Annotated in this window: 23 protein-coding genes and 1 pseudogene; 9 read left to right on the forward strand and 15 right to left on the reverse strand. The window is 67.6% G+C overall.

The features are described 5' to 3' along the window. The gene (locus tag GNX71_RS26915; RefSeq protein WP_206175248.1) at nucleotides 1-981 is read right to left on the reverse strand and encodes a tripartite tricarboxylate transporter substrate-binding protein; all 981 of its coding nucleotides are present in this window, start codon (nucleotides 979-981) and stop codon (nucleotides 1-3) included. Between the two features lie 122 nt (nucleotides 982-1,103). On the opposite strand from GNX71_RS26915, the gene GNX71_RS26920 reads away from it, so the two are divergent. After that, nucleotides 1,104-1,649 carry a MarR family transcriptional regulator gene (locus tag GNX71_RS26920; RefSeq protein WP_206175249.1) on the forward strand — a complete coding sequence of 182 codons (546 nt, stop codon included), beginning with the start codon at nucleotides 1,104-1,106 and terminating at the stop codon, nucleotides 1,647-1,649. Nucleotides 1,650-1,761: 112 nt separating this feature from the next. Beyond that, nucleotides 1,762-2,208, forward strand: a complete 447-nt coding sequence (locus GNX71_RS26925; RefSeq protein ID WP_206175250.1) for a universal stress protein — start codon at nucleotides 1,762-1,764, stop codon at nucleotides 2,206-2,208. A 3-nt stretch (nucleotides 2,209-2,211) separates the two neighbouring features. On the opposite strand, the gene GNX71_RS26930 is transcribed toward GNX71_RS26925, so the two are convergent. The 3 genes from GNX71_RS26930 to GNX71_RS26940 form a co-directional block, all read right to left on the reverse strand. Then, the gene (locus GNX71_RS26930; RefSeq protein ID WP_206175251.1) at nucleotides 2,212-2,661 is read right to left on the reverse strand and encodes an SMI1/KNR4 family protein; all 450 of its coding nucleotides are present in this window, start codon (nucleotides 2,659-2,661) and stop codon (nucleotides 2,212-2,214) included. Nucleotides 2,662-2,733: 72 nt separating this feature from the next. Next, a complete protein-coding gene (locus tag GNX71_RS26935) occupies nucleotides 2,734-3,276 on the reverse strand; it encodes a DUF4863 family protein (protein ID WP_206175252.1) in 543 nt (180 codons plus the stop codon). A 50-nt stretch (nucleotides 3,277-3,326) separates the two neighbouring features. Then, complete coding sequence (locus GNX71_RS26940) at nucleotides 3,327-4,322, reverse strand: tripartite tricarboxylate transporter substrate-binding protein (protein WP_206175253.1); 996 nt, start codon at nucleotides 4,320-4,322, stop codon at nucleotides 3,327-3,329. Between the two features lie 124 nt (nucleotides 4,323-4,446). Here GNX71_RS26940 and GNX71_RS26945 point away from each other — a divergent pair, with 124 nt between their 5' ends. The 3 genes from GNX71_RS26945 to GNX71_RS26955 all read left to right on the forward strand — a co-directional run bounded on the left by GNX71_RS26945 (nucleotide 4,447) and on the right by GNX71_RS26955 (nucleotide 7,434). After that, on the forward strand, nucleotides 4,447-5,457 hold the full coding sequence (locus GNX71_RS26945; protein WP_206175254.1) for a LysR substrate-binding domain-containing protein: 1,011 nt from the start codon (nucleotides 4,447-4,449) through the stop codon (nucleotides 5,455-5,457). Between the two features lie 82 nt (nucleotides 5,458-5,539). Next, nucleotides 5,540-6,256 carry a nitroreductase gene (locus GNX71_RS26950; RefSeq protein WP_206175255.1) on the forward strand — a complete coding sequence of 239 codons (717 nt, stop codon included), beginning with the start codon at nucleotides 5,540-5,542 and terminating at the stop codon, nucleotides 6,254-6,256. Between the two features lie 53 nt (nucleotides 6,257-6,309). Next, nucleotides 6,310-7,434, forward strand: a complete 1,125-nt coding sequence (locus GNX71_RS26955) for a 3-deoxy-7-phosphoheptulonate synthase (protein WP_241027062.1) — start codon at nucleotides 6,310-6,312, stop codon at nucleotides 7,432-7,434. Between the two features lie 53 nt (nucleotides 7,435-7,487). Here the strand turns inward: GNX71_RS26955 and map are convergent, their stop codons facing one another. Next, a complete protein-coding gene (map, locus tag GNX71_RS26960; protein ID WP_206175256.1) occupies nucleotides 7,488-8,279 on the reverse strand; it encodes a type I methionyl aminopeptidase in 792 nt (263 codons plus the stop codon). Beyond that, entirely contained in the window at nucleotides 8,279-8,533 is a 255-nt protein-coding gene (locus GNX71_RS26965; protein WP_206175257.1) for a ParD-like family protein, read from the reverse strand. Before GNX71_RS26965 ends, map begins: the two co-directional genes overlap by 1 nt. 192 nt (nucleotides 8,534-8,725) lie before the next feature. Here GNX71_RS26965 and GNX71_RS26970 point away from each other — a divergent pair, with 192 nt between their 5' ends. Both GNX71_RS26970 and GNX71_RS26975 read left to right on the forward strand, forming a co-directional pair. After that, complete coding sequence (locus GNX71_RS26970) at nucleotides 8,726-9,139, forward strand: low affinity iron permease family protein (RefSeq protein WP_206175258.1); 414 nt, start codon at nucleotides 8,726-8,728, stop codon at nucleotides 9,137-9,139. Between the two features lie 121 nt (nucleotides 9,140-9,260). Further along, nucleotides 9,261-10,718 (forward strand): catalase, encoded by a 1,458-nt coding sequence (locus GNX71_RS26975; RefSeq protein WP_206175259.1) that lies wholly within the window; start codon nucleotides 9,261-9,263, stop codon nucleotides 10,716-10,718. On the opposite strand, the gene GNX71_RS26980 is transcribed toward GNX71_RS26975, so the two are convergent. The 3 genes from GNX71_RS26980 to GNX71_RS26990 are packed head-to-tail and all read right to left on the reverse strand — an operon-like array spanning nucleotide 10,682 to nucleotide 14,654. Then, the gene (locus GNX71_RS26980; RefSeq protein ID WP_241027063.1) at nucleotides 10,682-11,692 is read right to left on the reverse strand and encodes an AraC family transcriptional regulator; all 1,011 of its coding nucleotides are present in this window, start codon (nucleotides 11,690-11,692) and stop codon (nucleotides 10,682-10,684) included. The two genes, GNX71_RS26975 and GNX71_RS26980, sit on opposite strands and share 37 nt — an antisense overlap. Nucleotides 11,693-11,730: 38 nt before the next feature. Then, a complete protein-coding gene (gene gntK / locus GNX71_RS26985) occupies nucleotides 11,731-13,290 on the reverse strand; it encodes a gluconokinase (protein WP_206175260.1) in 1,560 nt (519 codons plus the stop codon). 11 nt (nucleotides 13,291-13,301) lie between these two features. Beyond that, nucleotides 13,302-14,654 carry a GntP family permease gene (locus tag GNX71_RS26990; protein WP_206175261.1) on the reverse strand — a complete coding sequence of 451 codons (1,353 nt, stop codon included), beginning with the start codon at nucleotides 14,652-14,654 and terminating at the stop codon, nucleotides 13,302-13,304. Nucleotides 14,655-14,844: 190 nt separating this feature from the next. Between GNX71_RS26990 and GNX71_RS26995 the strand changes: the two genes are divergently transcribed. After that, nucleotides 14,845-15,876, forward strand: a complete 1,032-nt coding sequence (locus GNX71_RS26995; protein ID WP_206175262.1) for a LacI family DNA-binding transcriptional regulator — start codon at nucleotides 14,845-14,847, stop codon at nucleotides 15,874-15,876. A 26-nt stretch (nucleotides 15,877-15,902) separates the two neighbouring features. Here the strand turns inward: GNX71_RS26995 and GNX71_RS27000 are convergent, their stop codons facing one another. The 5 genes and pseudogenes from GNX71_RS27000 to GNX71_RS27015 all read right to left on the reverse strand — a co-directional run bounded on the left by GNX71_RS27000 (nucleotide 15,903) and on the right by GNX71_RS27015 (nucleotide 20,988). Further along, entirely contained in the window at nucleotides 15,903-17,123 is a 1,221-nt protein-coding gene (locus GNX71_RS27000; protein ID WP_206175263.1) for a dienelactone hydrolase family protein, read from the reverse strand. Nucleotides 17,124-17,170: 47 nt separating this feature from the next. After that, nucleotides 17,171-17,668: a flavin reductase family protein gene (locus tag GNX71_RS33610; RefSeq protein ID WP_241027351.1), complete on the reverse strand. Its 498-nt coding sequence runs from the start codon at nucleotides 17,666-17,668 to the stop codon at nucleotides 17,171-17,173. Nucleotides 17,669-17,689: 21 nt separating this feature from the next. Beyond that, nucleotides 17,690-18,907, reverse strand: a pseudogene (locus GNX71_RS33780) (styrene monooxygenase/indole monooxygenase family protein); the annotation flags it as partial. A 14-nt stretch (nucleotides 18,908-18,921) separates the two neighbouring features. After that, a complete protein-coding gene (locus tag GNX71_RS27010) occupies nucleotides 18,922-20,160 on the reverse strand; it encodes a styrene monooxygenase/indole monooxygenase family protein (protein WP_206175265.1) in 1,239 nt (412 codons plus the stop codon). Between the two features lie 36 nt (nucleotides 20,161-20,196). Continuing rightward, nucleotides 20,197-20,988, reverse strand: a complete 792-nt coding sequence (locus GNX71_RS27015; protein ID WP_206175266.1) for an SDR family oxidoreductase — start codon at nucleotides 20,986-20,988, stop codon at nucleotides 20,197-20,199. 183 nt (nucleotides 20,989-21,171) lie between these two features. Here GNX71_RS27015 and GNX71_RS27020 point away from each other — a divergent pair, with 183 nt between their 5' ends. After that, nucleotides 21,172-22,182, forward strand: coding sequence for an AraC family transcriptional regulator (locus GNX71_RS27020; RefSeq protein WP_206175267.1), 1,011 nt, complete (start codon nucleotides 21,172-21,174; stop codon nucleotides 22,180-22,182). A 10-nt stretch (nucleotides 22,183-22,192) separates the two neighbouring features. Here GNX71_RS27020 and GNX71_RS27025 read toward each other — a convergent pair whose 3' ends face one another. After that, the gene (locus tag GNX71_RS27025; RefSeq protein ID WP_206175268.1) at nucleotides 22,193-23,506 is read right to left on the reverse strand and encodes an aspartate aminotransferase family protein; all 1,314 of its coding nucleotides are present in this window, start codon (nucleotides 23,504-23,506) and stop codon (nucleotides 22,193-22,195) included. Nucleotides 23,507-23,577: the final 71 nt, after the last annotated feature.

Genomic DNA, 23,577 nt, shown 5'->3' on the forward strand with positions numbered 1-23,577 from the left:
TCAGGGCGCGAAGCCGGAGCGACGCACTACCGGCTCCCATTGCTGGCGGTAGGCCTTGAGCATCTGCGCGGTCTCCGCGGCGGTGCTCACGACCGGCGTGATGTAGAGCGCGTCGGCCGCCTTCTGCAGACCCGGGTCCTGCATGACTTCGCGGATCTTCGTGGCCAGCAGTTGCACCTTGGGTTGCGGCATCGAGCTCGGCGCGAAGAAGGTGTTCCAGCCATCGGCATCGATCTTCATGCCGGCCTCGCGAAAGGTCGGCACCGAGGGCGCGAAGCTCGCGCGCTTCTTGCCCGATACCGCCAGGATGCGGATCTTGCCGGCCACGTGCTGTGCATAGAGCGAGTCGAGCGTGTCGATCGCGATCGGCAGCGAACCGCCGCTCAGGTCCGCCGCGAGCGGCGCGGAGCCGCCGTAGCCCTTGATCTGCGGCTGCACGCTCAGCGCATCGCCCACCATGAGCCCGAAGAAGTGCGGCAGGCTGCCGGTGGCCGGCACGCCGAAGATCGCTTCTTCCGGGTGCGCCCAGAGACGGCCCACCAGGAACATCGCGCGGTCGAGCTGCAGCTTGTTGCCCACGGCCAGCGCGAAGTCGTAGCTGCTGACCTGGGAGACCGGCACGAAGTCCTTGTCGGGGTCGTAGCCCGCGTCCTTGATCACGAGCGGCGCGATCACCATCACCGCCGGGTTGCCGAGCATCAGGATGTTCTCGGCGGCGGTCGCGCGCTTGATCTGCTTGGCCGCCAGCCGGCCGCCTTCGCCGGGACGGTTCTCGACCGTCACGGGCACACCGATCTTCGGGCTCAGCCGCTCGGCGATGAGCCGCGCCATGCGGTCGGTGCTGCCACCGGGCGCATAGCCGACGACGAGCGTGAGAGGCCCCTCCAGGTTCTGCGCATGGGCGGGGACGACGGCGCCGCACACGGCAAGGGCGCAGGCGCACAAGGCGGCGAGTCGTCGCCGGGAAAAGAGAATGGGCATGGGATTTCCTGCTGCCGGCGATCGGCCGGTTTTGTTACTTCATTTATACGGAGGTAACAAATAGTTGATCTAATCCATCATCGGCCGCCGCAGCGGCGCAGCCACAACCCCTTGTCATTTCCATGCCCGCCTTTCCCGATGCGGACGCCTTGCGCGCTCCCCGTTCCCTGGACGATCTGCTCCTGTACCGGCTCTCTCGCGCAGCGCGCGCCGGCAGCGGCATGGCGACCCGCATGGTCGAAGGCGGCTTCGGCATCACGCGCCGCGAGTGGGGAATGATCGGCACGCTCGCGGAAGTCGGCGAGATCACGCCCTCGGCGCTCGCAGAGCGGCTCGACCTGGACCGTGTGCGCACCTCGCGGGGCCTGCGCAGCCTCACCGAGAAGAAACTGGTGGAGCGCCGCCAGGACGCCGAGGACCGCCGCGAAGTGCATGTGCGCCTGAGCCCTTCGGGCCGGCAACTCTTCGGCGAGTTGTTTCCGCGCATCGCGAGCCTCAACACCGAACTGCTCGACGGCATCGATGCCGCGCACATCGAGATCTTTCTGCAGTGCCTGCGGCACCTTGAGGTGCGTGGCACCGAATTGAGTGCGCTGGGCGTGGTGCCGGAAAAGGCCGACCGCCGCGCAGGCGGCACGCGCCACCACTGGCCCAAGCGCGGCGGCTGAACAGCATCTCGTTTTAGAGGCGACAGCCCACGCGCCCCGCTTGAAGGCCCGGACCCGCGAACTAGACTGAACTGCGAGGGCACCCGCGGTGCCGGGGGCCAAGGAGCCTGCCATGTACAAGCGTGTTCTTGTCGCAACCGACGGCTCTGCGCTGTCGGAACAGGCGGTTATCGCCGCCATCGACCTGGCCGTGCTGAGCGGCGCGGAACTGGTGGCCGTCAACGTCGCGCACATCGAGCCCTTCGGCTACTTCGAAGGCTCAATGATGCTGAGCCAGCGTGACATCGAAGCCACGCAGGAGCAGACGAATCAGGCCGCGCAACGCATCGTCGACAGGGTGGCCGCCACCGCGCTGGACAAGGGCGTTCGCAATGCGCAGGCCATCGTCATGAAGTCGAACCAGGTCGCCGAGGCCATCGTCGCGACCGCGAAGAACCAGGAGTGTGACCTCATCGTGATGGCCTCGCACGGCCGCCGCAGCCTTGCGCGCCTGCTCATGGGCAGCGAGACGCTGCATGTGCTCACGCACTCGCACATCCCGGTGCTGGTGCTGCGCTGAAGATCAGCGCTCGCGCGTGCCGAAGGTTTGCCGCAGCCGCTGCACGTTGTCGCGCGCCTTGGCGGCACGGCCGGCGATGCTGTCGAAGCCGGGCTTCCAGGCTTTGAGCTTCTGCGTGTCGTGCTGCCAGAAGAAGATCTCGGCCCCGGCCTGTCCTTCATCGACCTTCAACACCAGCTGGTTGCCGGTGCCGTTGCTCGCGATGGAGATCAACCCGAGCGTCATCACATGACGGCCCCACGCACCTCGCAGGTTTTCGTAGGTGATGCTGCCAGCCGTCTTTCGCGGATTGGCTGGATCGAAGACCGGATAGACGCGCCAGCCACCCGGCAGCTCGTTGCAGTTGTAGGTCTTCCACACTTCCCTAAGCCTGTCGGGAAATCGAATGCCCAGCTCGGCTTCGGCAGCTGCGATCTGTTCCTCGGTGACACCGAGCGGCGTTGCGTTGGACATGGGCGGTGCGAGCCGGCAACCCGTGCCGGCGTTGGTGGAAAACGCCGGATGGTAGCCGCACGCCGCTAAGGCTCAGTGGGCCTTCATCCCCGGCGCCTGAATGTCGTAGGAGATCCGACCCGCCGGCAGATAGAACAGCGCGATGACCGCGCCGCCCTTCGCTTCCGGATAGTGATGGCTCCCCGGCGCGGGCGCGGTCCATCCGCCGTAGCACCACCCGTTCGGCCCCGCCAGCGCGGCGCCGTCGTTCAGCGGCACCACCATGTTGAATTCGCCGTAGGGGTGCGCGTGATAGTCGCCGCGAAAGCTCTCTTCGGGATTGCCCTGGGTGTTGTCCGTGCTGTCCATGTAGACCGCGGTGATGCTGAAGTTGAACGTGCGCGCCGACGGGTCGCACAACCGCGCGCGCCGGTACGTGCGCCCCTGGATCTCGACGTTGGCCGCCCATCCGTCGCGCACGCCGGCCTTCACCAGCGCGGCCAGCGCGTCGTAGAGCGGCGAGCCGGGTGGATACGTGGCGTTGAGCCATTGCTCCACCTCGGTCCCCGTGGTCATGTTCTGGATTTCCGCGAGAAACGGGAGGCTGGTCTCGATCAGTTTTTCCTGGTCGGTCATGGGTTGCTTTTCCTTTTGCTTTTGCTTTTGCTTTGAGAGTTCTTCTTGCTTTACTCGTCGGCCCTGAAGCCGGAGGCCGCGACCACCGGCTTCCATCGCTCCCTTTCGGTAGAGATGAGGCGTGCGCAGTCGGCCGGCCCGAGATAGGCGGCTTCCAGACCGATCTGCGACAGGCCGGCAATCAGCGTGCTGTCGCGCGATGCGGTTTGCGTGGCTTCGGCGAGCGCCGCCACGGTTTTCTCCGGCGTCGCGGCGGGCGCGTAGACGCCGTAGCTCTCGAGCCCGGTCACGCTGTCGAAGCCCTGCTCCGCGAAGGTCGGAACGTTCTTCAGAAAGCGCGAGCGGCGTTCGCTGCTCGCGGCCAGCAGGCGCAGCTTGCCGCTCTCGAGGTACTGGAGAAAGTCGCCCACGAAGCCGATGTAGGCGGGAATCTGTCCGCCCAGCAGGTCCTGCACCGCGGGCGCGGAGCCGCGATAGGCCACATGCGTGAGCGGCACGCCGGCCGCCTGCGAAAAGCGGTAGCCCAGGAACTGTGCGAGCGAGCCCGCAGCGGGCGATGCGTAGGTGCGCCCGGTCTCGGTACGCTTGAGCCAGCGCACGTAGTCGGCCAGCGTCTTCACTTCGGGCGGCACGGCGCTGCTCACGGCCAGCACGCAGGTCGCGGAGGCGAGCAAGGCGACGGGCTTGAAATCCTTCGCTGGGTCGTACGCGAGGTTGGCGTAGACGTGTGGATAGATCGTCATGGCGGAGGTGTGCGTGCACAGCAGCACGCTGCCGTCCGGCTTCTCGCGCTTGAGCTGCGCGTTGGCGATGCGTCCGGCGGCGCCGGGCCGGTTGTCCACGAGGTACGGCCGGCCTTGCGTGCGCCACGATTCGGTGAGACGACGCGCGGTCTGGTCGAGCGTGCCGCCGGGCGGATAGCCCACGACGAGCCGTCCCACGGCTGCATCGGTCTGCGCAAAAGACAGCGCCGGCCACAGCACCGCGCCCGGCACGAGACACGCAGCGCGCGTTGCGAAAGACCGCCTTGAAATGTGATGCACCATTGAAAGCTCCAGTTGAATGTCCCGCCAGGAACGCATGGGACGAACGGTGCCACCGTGCATCCACCACTGGAAGCGATCAATCTGCAACACGACAATGCAGCGCGTGCAACATGAGGAGAAAAAGATGGCAGCAGTGAATCCGAACCGCATGGACCTCAACCTGCTGCGCGTCTTCGATGCCGTCTTCGAGGACCAGAACCTCCTGCGCGCGGGCAAGCGCCTGCACCTGAGCCAGTCCGCGATCAGCCATGCGCTGGCGCGCCTGCGCGAGGCGTTGCAGGACGAGCTGTTCATCCGCACGGCCCGCGGCATGGAGCCCACTGCGCGCGCGCTGGCAATGGCCGCGCCACTGCGCGAGGCCCTGCGCAGCATCCACGACACGCTGGGCGTGCGGCCCTTCGATCCCGCGACCGCCGCGCGCACCTTCGTGCTGGCCGCGAACGACTACGTGACGTCGGTGCTGCTGGTCGGCCTCAGCCGTCGCGTGAGCGCCATCGCGCCGGCGGTGGACCTTGTCGTGCGCCCGTCCACGCGGCTGGACCTGGCCGAGCAGATCGACGTGGGCCGCATCGACCTCGCGATCGGCATCTTCGCGGAGGTGCCGCCGCGCTTCCAGAGCGGTCCCGTGTGGACGCAGGAGGACGTGCTCGTCATGCGCAAGGGCCATCCGCTGCGCCGGCGCCGACTGCGCGTCGACGACCTGGCGGAATTTCCGCTGGTGACCGTTTCGCTCGGCGGGCAGGAGGAAGGCGCGGTGAGCGGCTACATCGTCGAGCGCGGGCTGGCGCGCCAGTCCGAGATGTTCGACCGGCAGGCGCTGGAAGATGCGCTCGCCGCCATCGGCCAGCGTCCGCGCTACCGCGTCACCGTGCCGCACTCGCTCGCCGTGCCCGAGCTCCTGCTGGACAGCGACATGCTCTCCATCGTGCCGGCGCCGCTCGCACAGGCCTTCGCCAGCCGTGGCGACCTGCACGCCAAGCCCTTGCCCTACGAGGTGGCGAACGTGAGTCTGCGCGCGATATGGCACCGGCGGCACGAGCACGATCCGGCCCATGTCTGGCTGAGGGAACAGCTCACGGAACTCGCGGAATCCACACATGGCGAGGGCGGATCGCGCGGCGCGCCCAAGGGGTAACCCACCCAAATCCGATGCCGTGCATACCCATGCTGTGCAAGTTTCAATGGGCAGCCGCGCACCTGCGTGCGAGCATCGCGCCATGATGAAAGCTCCCCCTACGGACAGCGCAGCGCGAGACGTCGTCGACGAGGTCATCCGCTCGCGCGCGGCGGTTCGCGCCTTCCTGCCCACGCCGGTTCCCAAGGCGCTGGTCGTGGAAATCCTGGAGGTCGCGCGCTGTGCACCGAGCAACTCGAACACGCAGCCCTGGTCGGTGCATGTGCTCGAAGGAAATGCCAAGCGCCGCTTCAGCGAGGCGCTGCTGCGCTCGCACGAGCGCGACGATCTCCCCGCCTCCCGGCACTTCCCGGACGAGCTGCCCGCGCCGTGCAAGTCGCGGCAATCGGATTTCGGCACGCGCTACTACACGACGCTGGGCATCGATCGCGCGGATGCGACCGCGCGCTACACGCAGACGGGGCGGAACTACCTGTTCTTCGATGCGCCCATCGGCCTCATCTTCACGATCGACGAGCGGCTGATGCCGCACAGCTGGGCCGACTACGGCATGTTCCTGCAGACCTTCATGCTCGCGGCCAAAGCGCGCGGACTCGACACCTGCCCGCAGGTGTCTTTCGTGCGGCACGAACCGGTCATCCGCGAATGCCTGCAACTGCCCGCGGGGCAGACGGTGGTGTGCGGCATGTCGCTGGGCTACGCGCAGACGGATGCGGCACTGCACCGTCTTGCGATGCCGAGGGAGCCGGTGGAAGCGTTCACGGTCTTCCACGGCTTCGAGGGCGGGACGGCCGGGTGAACGCCTTCGGACGGACAATCGGGGAAGCTCCATCCGAAATCGAACCCACGACCATGCCCCGCCTCGACGACCCCCTCCACGACGCCGAAATCGGCTCCCGCGACAGCACGCTCGACACCACCCGGATCGACGACGTGCGCATCGGCGCCGTTCGCCCGCTCATCACCCCTGCGCTGCTGCAGGAGCGCGTGCCCGTGCGCGACAACACGCTGGCGCTGGTCGAAAGCAGCCGCGCGGCGATCGCCAACGTGCTGCACGGCCGCGACGACCGGCTGATCGTCGTGGTCGGCCCCTGCTCCATCCATGACCACGACCAAGCCATCGAATACGCGCAGCGCCTAAAGAAGGTTGCCGATTCGCTGCAGGACGACCTGCTGATCGTGATGCGCGCCTACTTCGAGAAGCCGCGCACCACCGTCGGCTGGAAGGGCTACATCAACGACCCGCACCTGGACGGCAGTTTCGCGATCAACGAAGGGCTGGAGCGCGCGCGGCGCTTGCTGCTCGAGCTGACCACGCTGGGCCTGCCGACCGGCACCGAGTTCCTCGACCTCTTGAGCCCGCAGTTCATTGCCGACCTGATCGCCTGGGGCGCCATCGGCGCGCGCACCACCGAGAGCCAGAGCCATCGGCAGCTCGCATCGGGCCTGAGCTGCCCGGTCGGCTTCAAGAACGGCACGGACGGCAGCGTCAAGGTGGCGGCCGACGCCATCCTCGCGGCCCGCGCGCCGCATGCCTTCATGGGCATGACCAAGATGGGCATGGCCGCGATCTTCGAGACGCGCGGCAACGACGACTGCCATGTGATCCTGCGCGGCGGCAAGGCGCCCAACTATTCGGCCGCGGATGTCGAGTCGAGCTGCCAGGCACTGCTGGCGAATGGCCTGCGGCCGCAGGTGATGATCGATGTCTCGCACGGCAACAGCAGCAAGCAGCACCAGCGGCAGATCGTGGTGGCCGAGGACGTGGCGGCGCAGATCGCGGGCGGCGAACGGCGCATCACGGGCCTCATGATCGAGAGCCATCTCGAGGAAGGCCGGCAAGACCTGAAGCCGGGTGTCGCGCTGAAGCACGGCGTGTCGATCACCGATGCGTGCATCGGGTTTGCGCAGACGGTGCCGGTGCTCGAGGGACTGGCTTCGGCAGTCAAGGCACGGCGGCGGTTGTCGAAGGCGTGAGACTTGGGGGCGCAGGCGCTTGCGGGTGCCGCGCACCTCGCCCGCGCCGAGCGTCAAACCGGCGCGTAAGTCCCCGTGCCTCCCGGCCACGTCGTCAGCACGTCATATCCCTCGGGCGTCACGGCCACCATGTGTTCCCACTGGGCGGACAGGGACCTGTCCTTCGTCACGACGGTCCACCCGTCGGGCAGTTGGCGAGTTTCGCGTTGGCCTGCGTTGAGCATCGGCTCGATGGTAAAGACCATTCCCGGCTCCAATCGAATTCCTTCTCCGCGCCGCCCGTAGTGCAGCACCTGCAGGTCCTCGTGGTAGACCCGGCCGATGCCGTGCCCGCAGTATTCGCGCACCACGCTGAAATGCTCCCGTTGCGCCACCGACTGGATCGCATGGCCGACATCGCCCAGCGTCGCGCCAGGCCTGACCGCATGGATGCCGGCCAGCATGGCCTCGTAGGTCGTCTCCACCAGCCGCCGCGCCAGCACGCTCGGGGCGCCCACGAAGTACATGCGGCTGGTGTCGCCGAACCAGCCATCCTTGATGACGGCGACATCGATGTTGACGATGTCGCCCTTCTTCAGGATCTTGTCGGGCGAAGGAATGCCGTGGCAAACAACTTGGTTGACGGAGGTGAGGATGGTCTTCGGATACCCCTGGTACCCCACGTTGGCTGGAATGGCGCCCTGGACATTCACGATGTGGTCGTGGCAGATGCGGTCGAGCGCTTCCGTGCTCACGCCCGGCACGACGTGCGGCTCGATCATGGCGAGCACCTCCGCGGCGAGTTGGCCGGCCCGCCGCGCCATCTCGATGTCCTCGGTGGACTTGATGACGATGTCGCGCGCCATCAGCGTTTTCCAGCCGAGGGTGAGCGGGGCTTGCCGGGCTGGGCCGTGACGGCGGCGGCGATGTCCAGCCCTCCCGCGAGTTCGGCCTGTATCAGCAGTTGGCAGACTTCCCGGTAGTCCAGTTCCGGGTGCATCTCGGTCAGCATGCCGACCCGCATCCAGTGCTCGGCCTGCGAGTTGATGGACCGGCTGAGGGCGTTGCCCGCCACCCGCAGGTTCTCGTGCATCAGGTCTGAAATCTTTACGATGCCCATCGGCAGCCTCAATATGGAATATACACAAAGTATATACGCTTCATATATTCTCTAGATACAAACGCAGACCCTGACACTGGGCTCTCGCCGACGCATTCACAGCATCTTCATGAAGACCCGCTCGCGGCGCCGGACGACACACGCCAGGCACGGCCGCGGGCACCTTCGGCGCAAGAAGGAGCACTGTCATTCATGGATCACCTGTTCGCCTTGTTCGCCAACAAGACCGCGCGTATCGCGGGCAGCCCGTTCACCTTCCTGGTCTGCGTGGCTGTGGTCGTTGCATGGGCTGTGGCCGGGCCGTTCTTCGGCTTCTCGGAAACCTGGCAGCTGGTCATCAACACCGGCACCACCATCGTGACCTTCCTCATGGTGTTCCTGATTCAGAACACCCAGAACCGCGACGGCGTGGCGCTGCAGACGAAGCTCGACGAACTGATCCGGTCGTCCAACGCCCAGGACGAATTCATGGGCATCGAGAAGCTCACCGACCGCGAGCTGATCGCGCTTCACGAGAAATGCGAAGCGGCCGCCGGAAGGAGCCAGGCCACGCTGGAGCGCACCCGTGCCGAACGCCGTCGGCGCGGCCACGACACGAAAGTCTGACCACTGGGCATGCGCCGCGCCGTTGCCCGAAAGATGGCGGGAAATGGCATCATGCGCTTCGTTGCGCCGGCGACCAGACAACAAGACCGCGCGTCCCTCTCCCCACCCACGAGAACGCTCCATGACCAACCCATCCGATACCCCGAAGAAGACTCCGCTGACCACCGCCTTCGGCGCGCCCGTGGTCGACAACCAGAACAGCCTCACCGCCGGCCCCCGCGGCCCCGTCCTGATGCAGGACGTGTGGCTGCTCGAGAAGCTGGCCAACCTGAACCGCGAGATCATTCCCGAGCGCCGCATGCACGCCAAGGGCTCGGGCGCCTTCGGCACCTTCACCGTCACGCACGACATCACGAAATACACGCGCGCCAAACTCTTCTCGGCCGTGGGCAAGAAGACCGAAATGTTCGCCCGCTTCACCACCGTGGCCGGCGAACGCGGCGCGGCCGATGCCGAGCGCGACATCCGCGGCTTTGCACTGAAGTTCTACACGGAGGAAGGCAACTGGGACCTGGTGGGCAACAACACGCCCGTCTTCTTCCTGCGCGACCCGCGCAAGTTCCCGGACCTGAACAAGGCCGTGAAGCGCGATCCCAAGACCAACATGCGCAGCGCCACCAACAACTGGGACTTCTGGACGCTGCTGCCCGAGGCGCTGCACCAGGTGACCATCGTGATGAGCGACCGCGGCATTCCGGCCAGCTACCGCCACATGCACGGCTTCGGCTCGCACACCTACAGCTTCGTCAATGCGCAGAACGAGCGCTTCTGGGTCAAGTTCCACTTCAAGACGCAGCAGGGCATCAAGAACCTCACCGATGCCGAAGCCTCGGCGCTCGTGGGCGGCGATCGCGAGAGCCACCAGCGCGACCTGTTCGACTCGATCGGCCGCGGCGACTTCCCCAAGTGGACGCTCTACGTGCAGGTGATGGCCGAAGCCGACGCCGAGAAGGTGCCCTACCACCCCTTCGACCTGACCAAGGTCTGGCCCAAGAAGGACTACCCGCTGATCGAGGTGGGCGTGATGGAGCTGAACCGCAACCCCGAGAACTTCTTCGCCGACGTCGAGCAGAGCGCCTTCGCGCCGAACAACCTGGTGCCGGGCATCAGCGTCTCGCCGGACAAGATGCTGCAGGCGCGCCTCTTTGCGTACTCGGACGCGCAGCGCTACCGCCTGGGCGTGAACCACCACCAGATCCCGGTGAACGCCGCGCGCTGCCCGGTGCACAGCAACCACCGCGACGGCACGATGCGCGTGGACGGCAACTACGGCGGCACGCTGCACTACGAGCCCAACAGCTTCGGCCAGTGGCAGGAGCAGCCCGACTACCGAGAGCCGCCGCTCAAGCTGCGCGGCGATGCCGACTTCTGGAACTTCCGCGAGGACGATGCCGACTACTACAAGCAGCCCGGCGACCTGTTCCGGCTGATGAAGCCCGAGCAGCAGCAGGCGTTGTTCGAGAACACGGCGCGCGCGATGGGCGATGCGCCCGAGTTCATCAAGCGCCGCCACATCGACAACTGCACCAAGGCCGATCCGGCCTACGGCGCAGGCGTGGCGAAGGCACTGGGTCTCTGAGTCTTTGCGCGAAATTCACCCGGCGTCATGCCCTTGATGCGCCGGAAGTGCCGGTTGAAGTTCGAGATGTTGTTGAAGCCCACCTCATAGCAGATGCTGCTCACCTGCTGGCGCGTGGAGGCCAGCAGGCGGCAGGCGCGCGCCACGCGCAGCCCGATCACGAAATCGGTGAAGGTCTGGCCGGTCGCGCGGCGGAAACTGCGCGAGAAAGCGTTCTCGCGCATGCCGACGACCGCGCCGACCTCGGCGAGCGAGAGCTCCTCCACGTAGTTGTCGCGGATGTGGTCGAGCGCCTTGTGGATGCGCGTCGCGGCCCCGGGCTCGCCCAGCGAATCGTCGGTGAACGCGGCATCGGCCAGCAGCCGGTATTCGGACCATTGCGAGAGCTCGTTGAGCAGCACGGTGAATTCCGCGAAGCGCGCGAGGCCTTGCAGCATCTCGATGCGCCGCAGCCGCGAGACGATGCCTTCGTTCAGTCCCACGAACTGCACGCCCTGGCGCGAGCGCGCCAGCAGCGGCGCCGCATCGCGCAGTTCGGGAAACAGTTCCATGCCGCGGCGCAGCGGCTCGTCGCCGAAGCGCAGCACCAGGCTGCCGGCATTGCCCGTGCCATGCAGCGGACGGTGCTCGAACGCCAGGCTGCGCGGCAGCCGCGGGCCCAGCAGCACCACGGTGCCGGGCGCGAAGCGATGGGTTTCCTCGTCGATGCCGCTGCCCACGCGCAGGCGCGCCGGCGCGGCGCCGATCAGGTGCAGCTCGTGCTCATGCAGGCAGTTCGCATCGTTGCCGCGCACCGAGGTCGCGGCTGAGGTTTCGCAGTGGATGGTGATCCGGGTCTCCGCCAGCGCAGGCACGGCGGGCTCGGATGTTGCGCCGCGCCGCGCATCGAGCGGGCGGACGCGCGCGGTGGTGTACGGGCGCGCTGCGGACGCATGCGATCGGGAGGCGGAGGCCGGCGGCATCGTGTTCAGCAAGACCAGATCTCCAACGGGCAACAACAGGTCGAATGGCGTCAGCTCTCGCGAGCCGGCGGCGGCATGGCCGTCTGCTGCTGGAATGCAGCGAGCAGCCGATACTCCTCGCCGAGCTTGCGCGGCAGCGAGAGGTACACCGGCAGCAGCTGCCGGTAGAGCGCAGCGTTCTTGGCGTTGGGCGTGTGGCGGTGCGTGGCGCCGACCATGCCCGCGACCACGTCGAGCGAATCGACATGGCCCAGCGCGTAGAGCCCGAGCACCGCGGCGCCGAGGCACGAGCTCTCGAAGCTCTCGGGCACCACCACCTCGCGGTCGAACACGTCGGCCATCATCTGGCGCCACATGCCCGAGCGCGCGAAGCCGCCGGTGGCCTTGATGTGCGCGCTGCGGCCCGCGATCGACTCGACCGCCGGCAGGATGCTGTAGAGGTTGAAGATCACGCCCTCGAGCACCGCGCGGATCATGTGCTCCTTGCGGTGGTGAATGCCCAGCCCGAAGAAGGAGCCGCGCAGGTCCGCATTCCAGTACGGCGCGCGCTCGCCGGTGAGGAAGGGGTGGAACACCAGCCCTTCGGAGCCGGCCGACACGCGCTCGGCGATGCGCGTGAGCACCTCGTAGGTGTCGATGCCCAGGCGCTTGGCGGTCTCGGCCTCGGCCGAGGCGAACTCGTCGCGCACCCAGCGCAGGATGATGCCGCCGTTGTTCACCGGTCCGCCCACCACCCAGCGCCGCTCGGCGAGCGCATAGCAGAAGGTGCGGCCCTCGGGATCGGTCATCGGATGGTCAACCACGGTGCGCATCGCGCCGCTGGTGCCGATGGTCACGGCCACCTCGCCGGGCGCCACCGCGTTCACGCCGAGGTTGGAGAGCACGCCGTCGTTGGCGCCGATCACGAACGGCGTGTCGGTCGCGAGCCCCAGTTGCGCCGCGACATCGGCCGCGAGGCCTTCGATGTGCCAGGTGGTCGGCACCGGGCGCGGCAACTGGTCGGCGCGCACGCCGGCGAGCGCGAGCGCGCCCTCGTCCCAGTCGAGCCGCTCCAGGTTGAAGAGCCCCGTGGCCGAGGCGATCGAATGGTCGACCTGCCACTGGCCGAAGAGCCGGAAGAACACGTACTCCTTGATGCCGACGAAACGCGCCGCACTCGCGAAGAGCTCGGCGCGCTCATGGCGCAGCCACACCAGCTTGGCCAGCGGCGACATCGGGTGGATCGGCGTGCCGGTGCGGCGGTAGATCGCGAGCCCGTCCCATTCGTCGCGGATGCGCTCGGCCCAGCGCGCGGCGCGCTGGTCGGCCCAGGTGATGCTGCGCGTGAGCGGCGCGCCTGCGGCATCGACCAGGATCAGGCTGTGCATCGCCGCGCTGAAGGACACGGCGAGCACGTCGCCCGGCGCGGCCTTGCATGCCTTCACGCAGCCCGCGATGGTCTGCAGCACGGCCTCGAAGATCTGCTCCGGGTCCTGCTCGGCGGCCGCGGCCTCGGGCTGCAGCAGCGGGTACTCCACCGTCTCGTGCGCCAGAACGCGCCCGGCAGGCGTGAAGGCCACCGCCTTGGTGCTGGTGGTTCCGATGTCTACGCCGATGACGGTGCGGCCCATGGGGATTCTCCTCAGACGACCATGCTCAGCAGCATGATGAACACGATGGCCACGACCGAGATCAGCGTTTCCATCACCGTCCAGGTCTTGAAGGTCTCGGCCACCGTCATGTTGAAGTATTGCTTGACCAGCCAGAAGCCCGCGTCGTTCACGTGCGAGAGGATCAGCGACCCCGCGCCCGTGGCCAGCACCAGCAGCTCGCGGTTCACGCCCGGCACCATGGTGGCGAGCGGCGCGACGATGCCCGCTCCCGTGATGGTGGCGACCGTGGCCGAACCCGTGGCGATGCGGATCAGCCCCGCCACCAACCACGCCAGCAGGATCGGCGAGACCTGCGCATTCAGCGCCATGTGCCCGATTGCGTTGCCCACGCCGCTGGCCACCAGCATCTGCTTGAAGCCGCCGCCCGCGCCGATGATCAGCACGATGGCCGCGGTGGGCGCCAGGCTGTCGTCCACGAACTTCATGATCTGCTTGCTGGTGAAGCCGCGCGCAAAGCCGAAGGTGTAGAGCGACAGCAGCAATGCCGCCAGCAGCGCGGTGATCGGATGGCCGATGAAGTCCATCCACTGGCGCACGATGTTCTTTTCGTCGAGTGCCACGTCGGCGAAGGTCTTCAGGAGCATCAGCCCCACGGGCAGCAGCACCGTCAGCAGCGTGATGCCGAAGCCCGGAAGCTCGCGCGCCTCGGGTTCGCGCGCCAGCTGCTCCAGCAGCTCGGGCGAAGCCTCGCCCGGCACGTACTTCGAGATGAACTTGCCGAAGATCGGTCCCGCGATCATCGCGGTGGGCAGGCCGACGAGCAGGCCGTAGAAGATGGTCTTGCCGATGTCGGCGCCGAACACGCCGATGGCCAAGAGCGGCCCGGGGTGCGGCGGCACCAGGCCGTGCACCACCGACAGGCCCGCCAGCAGCGGAATGCCGATGCGGATCAGCGACACGCCGGTGCGCCGCGCCACGATGAACACCAGCGGAATGAGCAGCACGAAGCCGATCTCGAAGAACAGCGGAATGCCCACCAGGAAGGCCGCGAACATCATCGCCCAGTGCACGCGCTCCTTGCCGAAGGCGTCGATCAGCGTGCGCGCGATGCGGTCGGCGCCGCCCGACTCGGCCATCATCTTGCCGAGCATGGTGCCCAGGCCGAGCACGATGCCCACGAAGCCGAGCACGCCCCCGAAGCCGTCCTGGAAGGACTTCATCACCAGGTCCACCGGCATGCCCGAGGTCAGGCCGAGGAAGCCCGCGGCCAGGGTCAGCGCGATGAAGGGGTGCACGCGCCAGCGCGTGATCAGAAGGATCAGCCCGAGGATCGCCACCAGGGCGTCGACGAGCAGGAAAACCTCTTTGCTCATTCCGAACATGTGTTGTCTCCTGAATATCCGGCCGCTGCAAAGGTGGGCCGATGAATGGGATAGCGCTATCCCTCACAATCCAAAAAAACCAGCGCTCTGGCGCGCTCGGGTTTTTCCCGAACCGGCACGAGGCTGGACAGCGCTATCCTAGGACAGCGCTGTCCGATCCAATCTTGGTAATAACCCTTAGACATCGACCATGCCCGACGCCCCCGAGCGCCCACGCTCCCGTTCCTCCAGCCACGTGACGCTCGACGACGTGGCCCGCGTGTCAGGCGTGAGCCCGATCACGGTGTCGCGCGCCCTGCGCGGCGCGCGCAACGTGTCGCCCGACCTGCAGGTCCGCGTGCAGGCGGCGGTCGACCAGCTCGGCTACGTGCCCAACGTGGCGGCGCGCGCGCTGGCTTCGGCGCGCAGTTCGCATGTGGCGGTGCTGATTCCGTCGCTGACCAACCAGCTTTTCGTGGAACTGCTCGAGGCGGTGCAGGACGCGCTCTCGCCGCACGGCTTCCAGTCGCTCATCGGCGTGACCCACTACGACCCGGCACAGGAAGAGGCGCTGCTGCGCAGCTACCTCTCGCAGCGGCCGGCGGGCCTGCTGCTCACCGGCTTCGACCGCAGCGCCGCGGCCTTGCGAATGCTCGAGCGCAGCGATGCGCCCTGCGTGTACCTGATGGAAACCTCGGCCGCGCCCGGCATCCACAGCGTGGGGTTCTCGCAGCAGGACGCGGGCCGCGCCATCGTGCAGCACCTGCTCGCGCGCGGCCGTCGGCGCATCGCGTATGCCGCCGGGCAACTCGACCCGCGCGTGATGATGCGGCTGGAGGGCTATCGCGAGGCGCTGCGCGCGGCCAGCTGCCACGACCCGGCGCTCGAACTGCTGGTGCCCGGCCCCACCTCCATGGCGCTGGGTGGCCGGCAGTTCGAGGACCTGCTCGCGCGCCACCCCGACGTGGACGCCATCTTCTATTGCAACGACGACCTCGCCCAGGGCGGCCTGCTCGCCGCGCTGCGCACCGGCGTGCCGGTGCCCGAGCGCGTGGCGATCGCCGGCTTCAACGACCTGGGCGGCAGCGACCAGATGCTGCCGCCGCTGACCACCGTGCACACCCCGCGCCGGGAGATCGGCGAGCGCGCGGCCACCATGCTGCTGTCGCTGATGCGCGCGGAGACGGTGGCCGAGCGCACGGTGGACCTGGGCTTCGAGCTGAGGGTGCGGCAGAGCAGCTGAGGCAAGGGGCGCGCGCCGCCCTGCCCTCAGCTTCTCGGCTGCATCAAGGTGTTCGACGGCAAGGTTTCATCGAGCAGCTTGCGCCCCGTCTCCACGCCTGCCACCGGCAGCAGCTTGGGGTCGAGCAGCCCGACCTGCACCAGCACGCTCGCCTGGTCCCAATAGATGTGCTCGTGGTAGAGCTTGTCGCCGCGGAACTTGATGACCGCGAGCAGCGGGATCTCCACGCGCTTTCCGGTCGGCGGCACGCCGGGCAGCATCCACGGGATCTCGGTGGTGTGCGTGAAGCAGAACAGCATCTCGTCGACCACCTGCGATGCGCCCACGGTGCGAGAGATCGGCACCAGCGAGGTGTCGGGCGGGTTGCTGTTGACGAAATGGTTCGTATAGAACGCGTGCAGCGCCTTGTAGCCCACGCCGCCCGTCATGGTCGGGATGTGGTTCACATACGGCTCGGCCACCATGGTGCCCATCGTGTCGTCGACATTGCGCGTGCCGAATTCGTACTCGCAGTGCTTGTCCCAAAGCGCCGAGAGGTCGTAGTTCGGACCGATCGCGCCCTTGAGCGCCGCAATGCTGCGTTCGTGCGCCATCAGCGCCGAGGGTTTGTGGAAGTGCTCGCCGCCATTGCGCGCGAAGGCGTGGTCCATGCCGGGGTACACGTAGAGCGAAACGCCGGGGCGGCCCGACAGCGTCTTCACGATGCGGTCGCGCGCCTCGGGCGGGCAGAACTTGTCGAGCTCGGCGATATGCAGCGTGAGCGGGCGCTTGATGCTGTCGGCTTCGTCGAGCGCGGCATCGATGCCCACGCCGTAGTAGCCGACAGCCACATCCGCATCGGTGCGGCAGGCGGCCAGGTACGCGAGCTTGCCGCCGAGGCAGAAGCCGAGCACGCCGACTTTTTTCTCTTGCACCTCGGGCCGCTGGCGCAGCGCGGTGATCGCGGCCTGCATGTCTTCCATGCCCTTGGCCTCGTCGAAACCGCCGTAGAGCGCGAAGGCGCGCTGCCAGTCGGCCTCGCTGTAGCCGAGTTCCACATCGGGCTCCTGGCGCCAGAAGAGGTCGGGCACCAGCACGACGTAGCCTTCTTCCGCGTAGTAGTCGGCCACCTCGCGCATCGTGTGGTTGATGCCGAAGATTTCCTGCGCGATCACGAGGCCCGGGCCGCTGCCCGCTTTGGGCAATGCGAGGTAGCCGTTGAAACTGCCGCTGCTGTCGGTGGCCTGGATGCGGATTTTTTGCTGCATGTGAACTGCTCCGTGGGTGAGGTGGGGTGGCGATGCGGGCCGCGTGCTCACTGCATGCATTCCGGGTGTCGTGTCGTCACCTGGTAGTAGCCTGAATGAAAGACCAGCGGCTCGCCGTCGAAGCGATCGTAGCGCTCGACCTCGCCGATGAAAATGAGATGGTCGCCGCCGTCGTACTGCTTCACGTTGCGACAGGTGAAGCGCGCGATGACGCCGTTGAGCAGCGGCACGCCAGCCGTGCCCTCGCAACAGTCGACGCCGCCGAACTTGTCCGCCTGCGGCGTCGAGAACTGCCGCGACAGGTGATGCTGGTTCGCCGCGAGCACATTGATCGCGAAGTGGCTCGCGCCGGTGAAGTCGGCCACGCTCGGCGCCTGGCGCGCGAGGCTCCACAGCACCAGCGGCGGATCGAGCGAAACCGACGAGAACGAATTGGCGGTCATGCCCACGCGGCGGCCGTCGATGGCGCGGGTGGTGATGACGGTCACGCCGGTGCTGAACTGCCCGAGCGCCTTGCGGAAGTCGCGCCGGTCGAAGCGATCCACTGCCGCCTCGCGCGCCCGGGCTTCGAGAAAGCGGTCGGTTTCGGGGGCATCGAACCACCAGGGCGCGAAGACGCGGGGGTCGTCGAAGCCATTGACGATGGTGCTCGCCACCGCGGGCATGTGGGTCGCGCTCTGCAGCAGCTTCTGCAGGTGCGGCTTCGGCGGCGCGAGCAGGCTGTTCGTCCAGTCGGTGGCCCAGCGGGCGTAGCCTTCCCAGTAGCGGTCGAAGGTCTCCTGCATCCATGCGGCGTCGAACGGCGCGTCGCCGTGTTCGAGGATGCGCTTCAAGTAGATGTCGGCGCACTTGGCCGCGTTGTTGGCGCCCTGCCCCGTGATCGGATCGTTGAGCACCACCGCATCGGCCAGGCCCAGCACCTTGCGACCCGAGGGCAGCGCTGCGACAGGCCTGCGCACCGTCGGCGTGAAGCGGCCGGTGAGGATGCCGTTGTCGTCGGTCAGTTCGATGTGGGTGCAGCGCTCGGCCTCCCACGGCAGGAAGGTCTCGAGGATCCATTTGCTGCGTGCGAGGTGTTCTTGCGGCGTCTTCACGTCCGCCCAGCAATCCATCGGCCCGCCGGGCACGCCTTCGAACACCATGATCTCGCAGGGCCCCGTCGTGGTCAGTGCCGGGAACACGAAGTACTCGCCCACGCCGGGAATCAGGTTGAAGCACACGCGCGCATACGGTTCGGCCGGCTTCATGCCCTTCACGTAGGTGAGCGTCAGCGCGCGCTGCGGCTGGTCGCACGGGGAGCGCGCCTCGTCACGTTCGAAGAGTTTCGATATCTCGCCCTTGCCGCTCGCGACGACCACGAGATCGTGCGCCTGCGCGCAGGTCTCCAGGTCGCCGAGGCCCACGTCTTTGAGCACCAGTTGCCCGCCACGCTTTTCGAACTCGGCCATCCACGCCGGGATCTTCAGCCGCTGGTCGACCGACTGCGCGGGCCCGTCGAGCCGCGCGCGCCATTCGATGGCCTTGCCGCCCTCGGGATTTCGCACCGCGATGCCGATGCCCTCGATCGCGGGGCATTCGTTGGCCCACCAGTCCAGTTCCAGCTCGCGCTCGGTCTGCAGCGCGGTCTCGAACATGCACTGGCTGGACATCACCGGCCCTTCGAGAATCTCGCGCGCGGAGCGGTTCGAGAACACCGTCACCTCGTGCCCCGCGCGCTGCAGGCCGAGCGCGAGCTGCATGCCGGACTGCCCGGCGCCGACGATGGCCACGCGTCGCTGCTTCATGCGTTCGCTCCGGGCTATGCGACTGCGGCGCAGGTGGCGATGTAGCGCTCCGATTCCGCGGCGTCGGCGAACCACGGGAAGAAGGTGCGCGGATCGTCGAAGCCATTGGCGAAGGCGCTCGCCAGCGGCGGCACCGCACCGGCGCTGCCGAGCAGGTTGAGCACATGGGGCGGCGGCGGCGCGAGCAGCATGTTGGTCCACTGCGTGACCCACTGCGCGTAGCCGAACCAGTAGCGGTCGAAGGTCTGCTGCATCCAGGCCGCATCGGCCGCGCCTTCGCCGCGCGCGAGGATGCTTTTCAAATAGGTATCGGCGCACTTGGCCGCGTTGTTGGAACCCTGCCCCGTGATCGGATCGTTGAGCACCACCACGTCGGCCAGGCCCAGCACCTTGCGGCCCGAGGGCAGCGTTGCGACAGGCTTGCGCACCGTCGGCGCGAAGCGGCCAGCGAGGATGCCGTTGTCGTCGGTGAGTTCGACGTCCTTGCAGCGCTCGGCCTCCCACGGTGTGAAGGTGTCGAGGATCCACTTGCTGCGCGCGAGGTGCTCCTCGGGCGTCTTCACGTCGGCCCAGCAGTCCATCGGCCCGCCGGGCACGCCTTCGAACACCATGATTTCGCACGGCCCCGTCGTGGTCAGTGCCGGGAACACGAAGTATTCGCCCACGCCGGGAATCAGGTTGAAGCACACCGCCGAGAACGGCTCGCGCGGTGTCATGCCCTTCACATAGGTCAGCGCCAGTGCGCGCTGCGGCTTGTCGTAGGGCGACTTGTGTGCATCGCGCTCGAAGAGCTTCGAGATCTCGCCCTTGCCGCTCGCCACCAGCGTCAGGTCGTGGCTCTGCGTGCAGGCCTCGAGTTCGTCAATGCCCGCGTCCTTGAAGACCAGCTCGCCGCCCTTCTTCTGGAACTCGTCCATCCATGCCGGGATCTTCACGCGCTGGTCGACCGACTGCGCGCTCGCGTTCAGGCGCGCGGCCCAGTCGATGGCCTTGGCGCCCTTCTGCTCGGGATGCGGCACGGCCAGGCCGATGCCGTCCACCGTGGGGCAAATGCTCGCCCAGTGGTCCAGCCCCAGGTCGCGCTCGATCTGCAGCGAGGTGTCGAACATGCACTGGCTCGACATCACCTTGCCGTGGCGGATGTCCTCGCCCGTGCGGTTGCTGAACATCGTGACCTCGTAGCCTGCCGCGAGCAGGCCGAGCCCCAGTTGCAGGCCCGACTGGCCCGCGCCGACGATGGCGATTCGCTTCATTTCATTTGCTCCTTCGATTGCTCCGGTGGGAGCGGGTCAGTCCATCAACTGGGGAATGGCGGGCACGGCCTGCTCGGGGCCCATGGCGGAATAGCCGCCGTCCACCGCGTAGTCGGCGCCGGTCACGAAGCTCGCATGGTCGGAGCACAGGAACAGCACCACCTGCGCCACCTCGTCCGGATCGCCGACGCGCCCGAGCAGGTGGAAGGGTGCGGCCACGCGATCGGTCTTGGCGCGGTCGTTGCCGCTCAGGCGTTCCATCACGGCCGACCAGGTCCAGCCCGGCGACACGCTGTTGACCCGGATGTTGTCCTGCGCCAGGTCCATCGCCATGTTGCGGGTGAGCTGCGCCATCGCGGCCTTGCTCACCGGATAGAGCCAGCGCCCCGTCTGCGCCACGCGCGACGAGATGCTCGTGAAATTGACCACCGCCCCGCCGCCGGCCGCCACCATGTGCGGATGCGCGGCCTGCAGCATCGCCACCGCGCTCGCCACGTTCACGTTGAACGAGGTGAGCCAGTCGGCGCGCGGCGACTTGAAGCCGTCGTCCACATAAGAGCACGCCAGGTTGACGAGAAAGTGCACCCCGCCGTGCTGTGCCGCCGCCTCGGCCACGCAGGCCTGCACCTGTGCGTCGTCGGTGATGTCGGTGCGCACGAAGCGCACGCCCGCGCCGAGCGAATCGGCCAGCGCCTGGCCGTTGTCGGCATCGATGTCGGCAACGACCACCTTCACGCCGGCCGCGTGCAGCGCGCGCACCACGCCCACGCCTATCAATGTGGCGCCGCCGGTGACGATGGCGCTCTTGCCTGCGAGTCCCTTGAACATGACGCTTGCTCTCCTCGGTTGGTCGATCGGGCAGACCCTGGCGGCCTGTGGAGCGAACGTTACGAGGGGGCGGGGCTCCGGAGAGTCCCGAAAACGCAGGCGATGTCCCTGGCGCGCAGGTCTTTGCCGAGGGGTGGCCCGAATTGTGGGCCGGGATGGTTTTTGCTACGGTGCCTTCGCCCCATGGAAACCGTCACGACCCCCACGTTGCCTCTGCCGCTGCAGCGCTATCGGCTGTTCGAGAGCCACGACATGGACGAGGCCCGCGAAAGCGTCGCCCGCGTGTTCTGCCCGCACGGGCTGGTGATGCTGAAGCCGCGCACCGAACTGGACGCCTGCCACCACAGCGCGCGGCTGCACCGGGACGTGAGCCTCAATTACGTGCAGTACGGGCCCGGCGTGCAGATCGATCCGGGGTACCTGCAAGACTTTTTCCTGCTGCAGATTCCGTTGCGCGGCGGTGCGGAGATCCGCTGCGGCGCACAACATGTGGACGCGACGCCGCGGCTTGCGTCACTGCCCTCGCCGACCGAGCCGCTTTCGATGCGCTGGGCGGATGGGAGTCCGCACCTGATCGTGCAGCTGGCGCGCTCGGCGCTGCTGTCACGGCTCGAATCCCTGCTGCAGGCGCCTGTCGGACAGCCGCTGGTGTTCGACCTGGGTGTGCCACTGGACAACCCGGTGCTGGCGCCGCTGGTGCATTTCATCGACTACCTGCGGCTCACGCTAGACGCCGGCAATGCGCTGCAGGCCGGCAGCCCGTTGGCCGAGCATGCGGAGGCGTACCTGATGTCCAGCCTGCTGATGTCGGCGGGGCACAACCATTCGCGCGCCCTCGCCGGAGACGCCCGGCGGCGCCTGCTGCCGCGTGTGGTGCGCAGGGCGCAGGAATACATGGCGGCCAACGCCGAGCTTCCCCTGTCGTTGGCCGACATCTGCCGCGAAGTCGGCTGCAGTGCGCGCGCGTTGCAACTGGCGTTTCGCGAGCATGCGGGGCGGGGACCGATGGAGTTCTTGCGCGAGACCCGACTCGACAAGGTGCGGGCCGAACTGCAGTCATCGGCCGGCATCGTTGGAACCGGCGTGCGCGAGGTGGCGCAGAAGTACGGGTTTCTTCACCTGGGGCACTTTGCGGCGCAGTACCGCGCGCGCTTCGGGGAGCGGCCGTCGGAGACGCGGGGTTTGGACAGCTAGGGTCTGTTCGCTACGCCCCTCTCACCGCCGTCCCGATCGCCTTGTCGAGCAGCTCCAGGCCGAGGTCGATCTCGCTGTCGCTGATCGTCAGCGGCGGCGCGATCCGGAAGACGCCGCCCATCGACGGCAGCTTCACGATGTTCATGCTCAGACCGAGCTTCATGCATTCGCGCGTGACGGCCTCGCCGAGCTCGAAGGCCGGCTCGCGGGTCTCGCGGCTGGCGACGACTTCCAGCCCGAGCAGCAGGCCGCGGCCGCGCACATCGCCGATGCATTCGTGGCGCGACTGCAGCGCCCGCAGTCCCTTTTCCAGGCGCGCGCCGGCGACGCGTGCGCGTTCGACGAGCCCGTCGCGCTCCACGACCTCCAGCACCTTCAACCCGACCGCGGCCGGCAGCGGGTCGGAGACGTGCGTCGTGTAGAACAGGAAGCCGCGCGCATGGGCCTCTTCCTCGATTGCGGCGGTCGTCACCATCGCCGCCAGCGGCAGGCCCGCGCCCAGCGTCTTGGAGAGCGTGAGGATGTCGGGCGCGACGCCGTCGCGCTCGCACGCGAACATCAGCCCGGTGCGGCCGACGCCGGTCTGCGCCTCGTCGAGGATCAGCAGCATGCCGCGCTCCTCGCACTTCTTCTTGAGCGCTGCCATGTAGCCCGGCGGCAGCTCGAGGATGCCGCCGCTGCTGAGGATGGGCTCCGCGATGAACGCGGCGAGCGCGCCGGTGGACTGCCGGTCGACCTGCTCGAAGCCGTCGTCGAGTTCGCGGCGCCAGTCGAGCGCGCCCTCCGCCGTCGTGAAGCGCGGCCGGTAGGCGTTCGGCGCCGGAATGGCCAGCGAGCCGGCCGCGGCCGGACCGTAGCCCTTGCGGCCGGCGCTGTAGGTGGCCGCGGCCGCACTGCCGGTCATGCCATGCCATGACTGCGTGAAGGCCACCACCTCGTGCCGGCCCGTGACGAGCTTGGCCATGCGAAGCGCCGCTTCGTTCGACTCCGCGCCGGTGCTCAGCAGCAGGCAGCGCTCCAGCCCGGGCGGCGCATGCCGCGCGATTTCCGCGGCGAGCGCCACCACCGGCCGCGACAGCATGCCGCTGAAGAGGTGGTCCAGCGAGCGGATCTGCTCGGTGACCACCGCGACGATGTCCGGATGCGAGTGCCCCAGCAGGGCGCTCATCTGGCCCGAAGTGAAATCGAGGATGCCGCGGCCATCGGCGTCGTAGACGAAGCAGCCCTGTGCGCGCTCAATGATCAAGGGCTCGAAGCTGCCGCCGTAGCGCACCAGATGCTGCCGGGCCTGTTGCCAGAACTTGGGGTCGTCGTTGCTGCTCATTTGGATGCCTGCCGATCAAAATGACGCACATTACGCAGGGCCGCCGCTGCGGGGAAGCGAATTGTTTTGAC

The sequence above is a fragment of the Variovorax sp. RKNM96 genome (genome assembly GCF_017161115.1).
GTDB lineage: Bacteria > Pseudomonadota > Gammaproteobacteria > Burkholderiales > Burkholderiaceae_C > Variovorax.

Excerpts from the sequence above, each read along its gene's own strand:
- GNX71_RS26935 (WP_206175252.1), bottom strand. The coding sequence starts at position 3,276 with ATGACCGACCAGGAAAAACTGATCGAGACCAGCCTCCCGTTTCTCGCG.
- GNX71_RS26925 (WP_206175250.1), top strand. The coding sequence starts at position 1,762 with ATGTACAAGCGTGTTCTTGTCGCAACCGACGGCTCTGCGCTGTCGGAA.
- GNX71_RS26975 (WP_206175259.1), top strand. The coding sequence starts at position 9,261 with ATGACCAACCCATCCGATACCCCGAAGAAGACTCCGCTGACCACCGCC.
- GNX71_RS27020 (WP_206175267.1), top strand. The coding sequence starts at position 21,172 with ATGGAAACCGTCACGACCCCCACGTTGCCTCTGCCGCTGCAGCGCTAT.
- GNX71_RS26990 (WP_206175261.1), bottom strand. The coding sequence starts at position 14,654 with ATGTTCGGAATGAGCAAAGAGGTTTTCCTGCTCGTCGACGCCCTGGTG.
- GNX71_RS27025 (WP_206175268.1), bottom strand. The coding sequence starts at position 23,506 with ATGAGCAGCAACGACGACCCCAAGTTCTGGCAACAGGCCCGGCAGCAT.
- GNX71_RS26945 (WP_206175254.1), top strand. The coding sequence starts at position 4,447 with ATGGCAGCAGTGAATCCGAACCGCATGGACCTCAACCTGCTGCGCGTC.
- GNX71_RS27015 (WP_206175266.1), bottom strand. The coding sequence starts at position 20,988 with ATGTTCAAGGGACTCGCAGGCAAGAGCGCCATCGTCACCGGCGGCGCC.
- gntK (WP_206175260.1), bottom strand. The coding sequence starts at position 13,290 with ATGGGCCGCACCGTCATCGGCGTAGACATCGGAACCACCAGCACCAAG.
- GNX71_RS26940 (WP_206175253.1), bottom strand. The coding sequence starts at position 4,322 with ATGGTGCATCACATTTCAAGGCGGTCTTTCGCAACGCGCGCTGCGTGT.
- map (WP_206175256.1), bottom strand. The coding sequence starts at position 8,279 with ATGGCGCGCGACATCGTCATCAAGTCCACCGAGGACATCGAGATGGCG.
- GNX71_RS26995 (WP_206175262.1), top strand. The coding sequence starts at position 14,845 with ATGCCCGACGCCCCCGAGCGCCCACGCTCCCGTTCCTCCAGCCACGTG.
- GNX71_RS26955 (WP_241027062.1), top strand. The coding sequence starts at position 6,310 with ATGCCCCGCCTCGACGACCCCCTCCACGACGCCGAAATCGGCTCCCGC.
- GNX71_RS27010 (WP_206175265.1), bottom strand. The coding sequence starts at position 20,160 with ATGAAGCGAATCGCCATCGTCGGCGCGGGCCAGTCGGGCCTGCAACTG.
- GNX71_RS26950 (WP_206175255.1), top strand. The coding sequence starts at position 5,540 with ATGATGAAAGCTCCCCCTACGGACAGCGCAGCGCGAGACGTCGTCGAC.
- GNX71_RS26970 (WP_206175258.1), top strand. The coding sequence starts at position 8,726 with ATGGATCACCTGTTCGCCTTGTTCGCCAACAAGACCGCGCGTATCGCG.
- GNX71_RS26930 (WP_206175251.1), bottom strand. The coding sequence starts at position 2,661 with ATGTCCAACGCAACGCCGCTCGGTGTCACCGAGGAACAGATCGCAGCT.
- GNX71_RS26920 (WP_206175249.1), top strand. The coding sequence starts at position 1,104 with ATGCCCGCCTTTCCCGATGCGGACGCCTTGCGCGCTCCCCGTTCCCTG.
- GNX71_RS26915 (WP_206175248.1), bottom strand. The coding sequence starts at position 981 with ATGCCCATTCTCTTTTCCCGGCGACGACTCGCCGCCTTGTGCGCCTGC.
- GNX71_RS26965 (WP_206175257.1), bottom strand. The coding sequence starts at position 8,533 with ATGGGCATCGTAAAGATTTCAGACCTGATGCACGAGAACCTGCGGGTG.
- GNX71_RS27000 (WP_206175263.1), bottom strand. The coding sequence starts at position 17,123 with ATGCAGCAAAAAATCCGCATCCAGGCCACCGACAGCAGCGGCAGTTTC.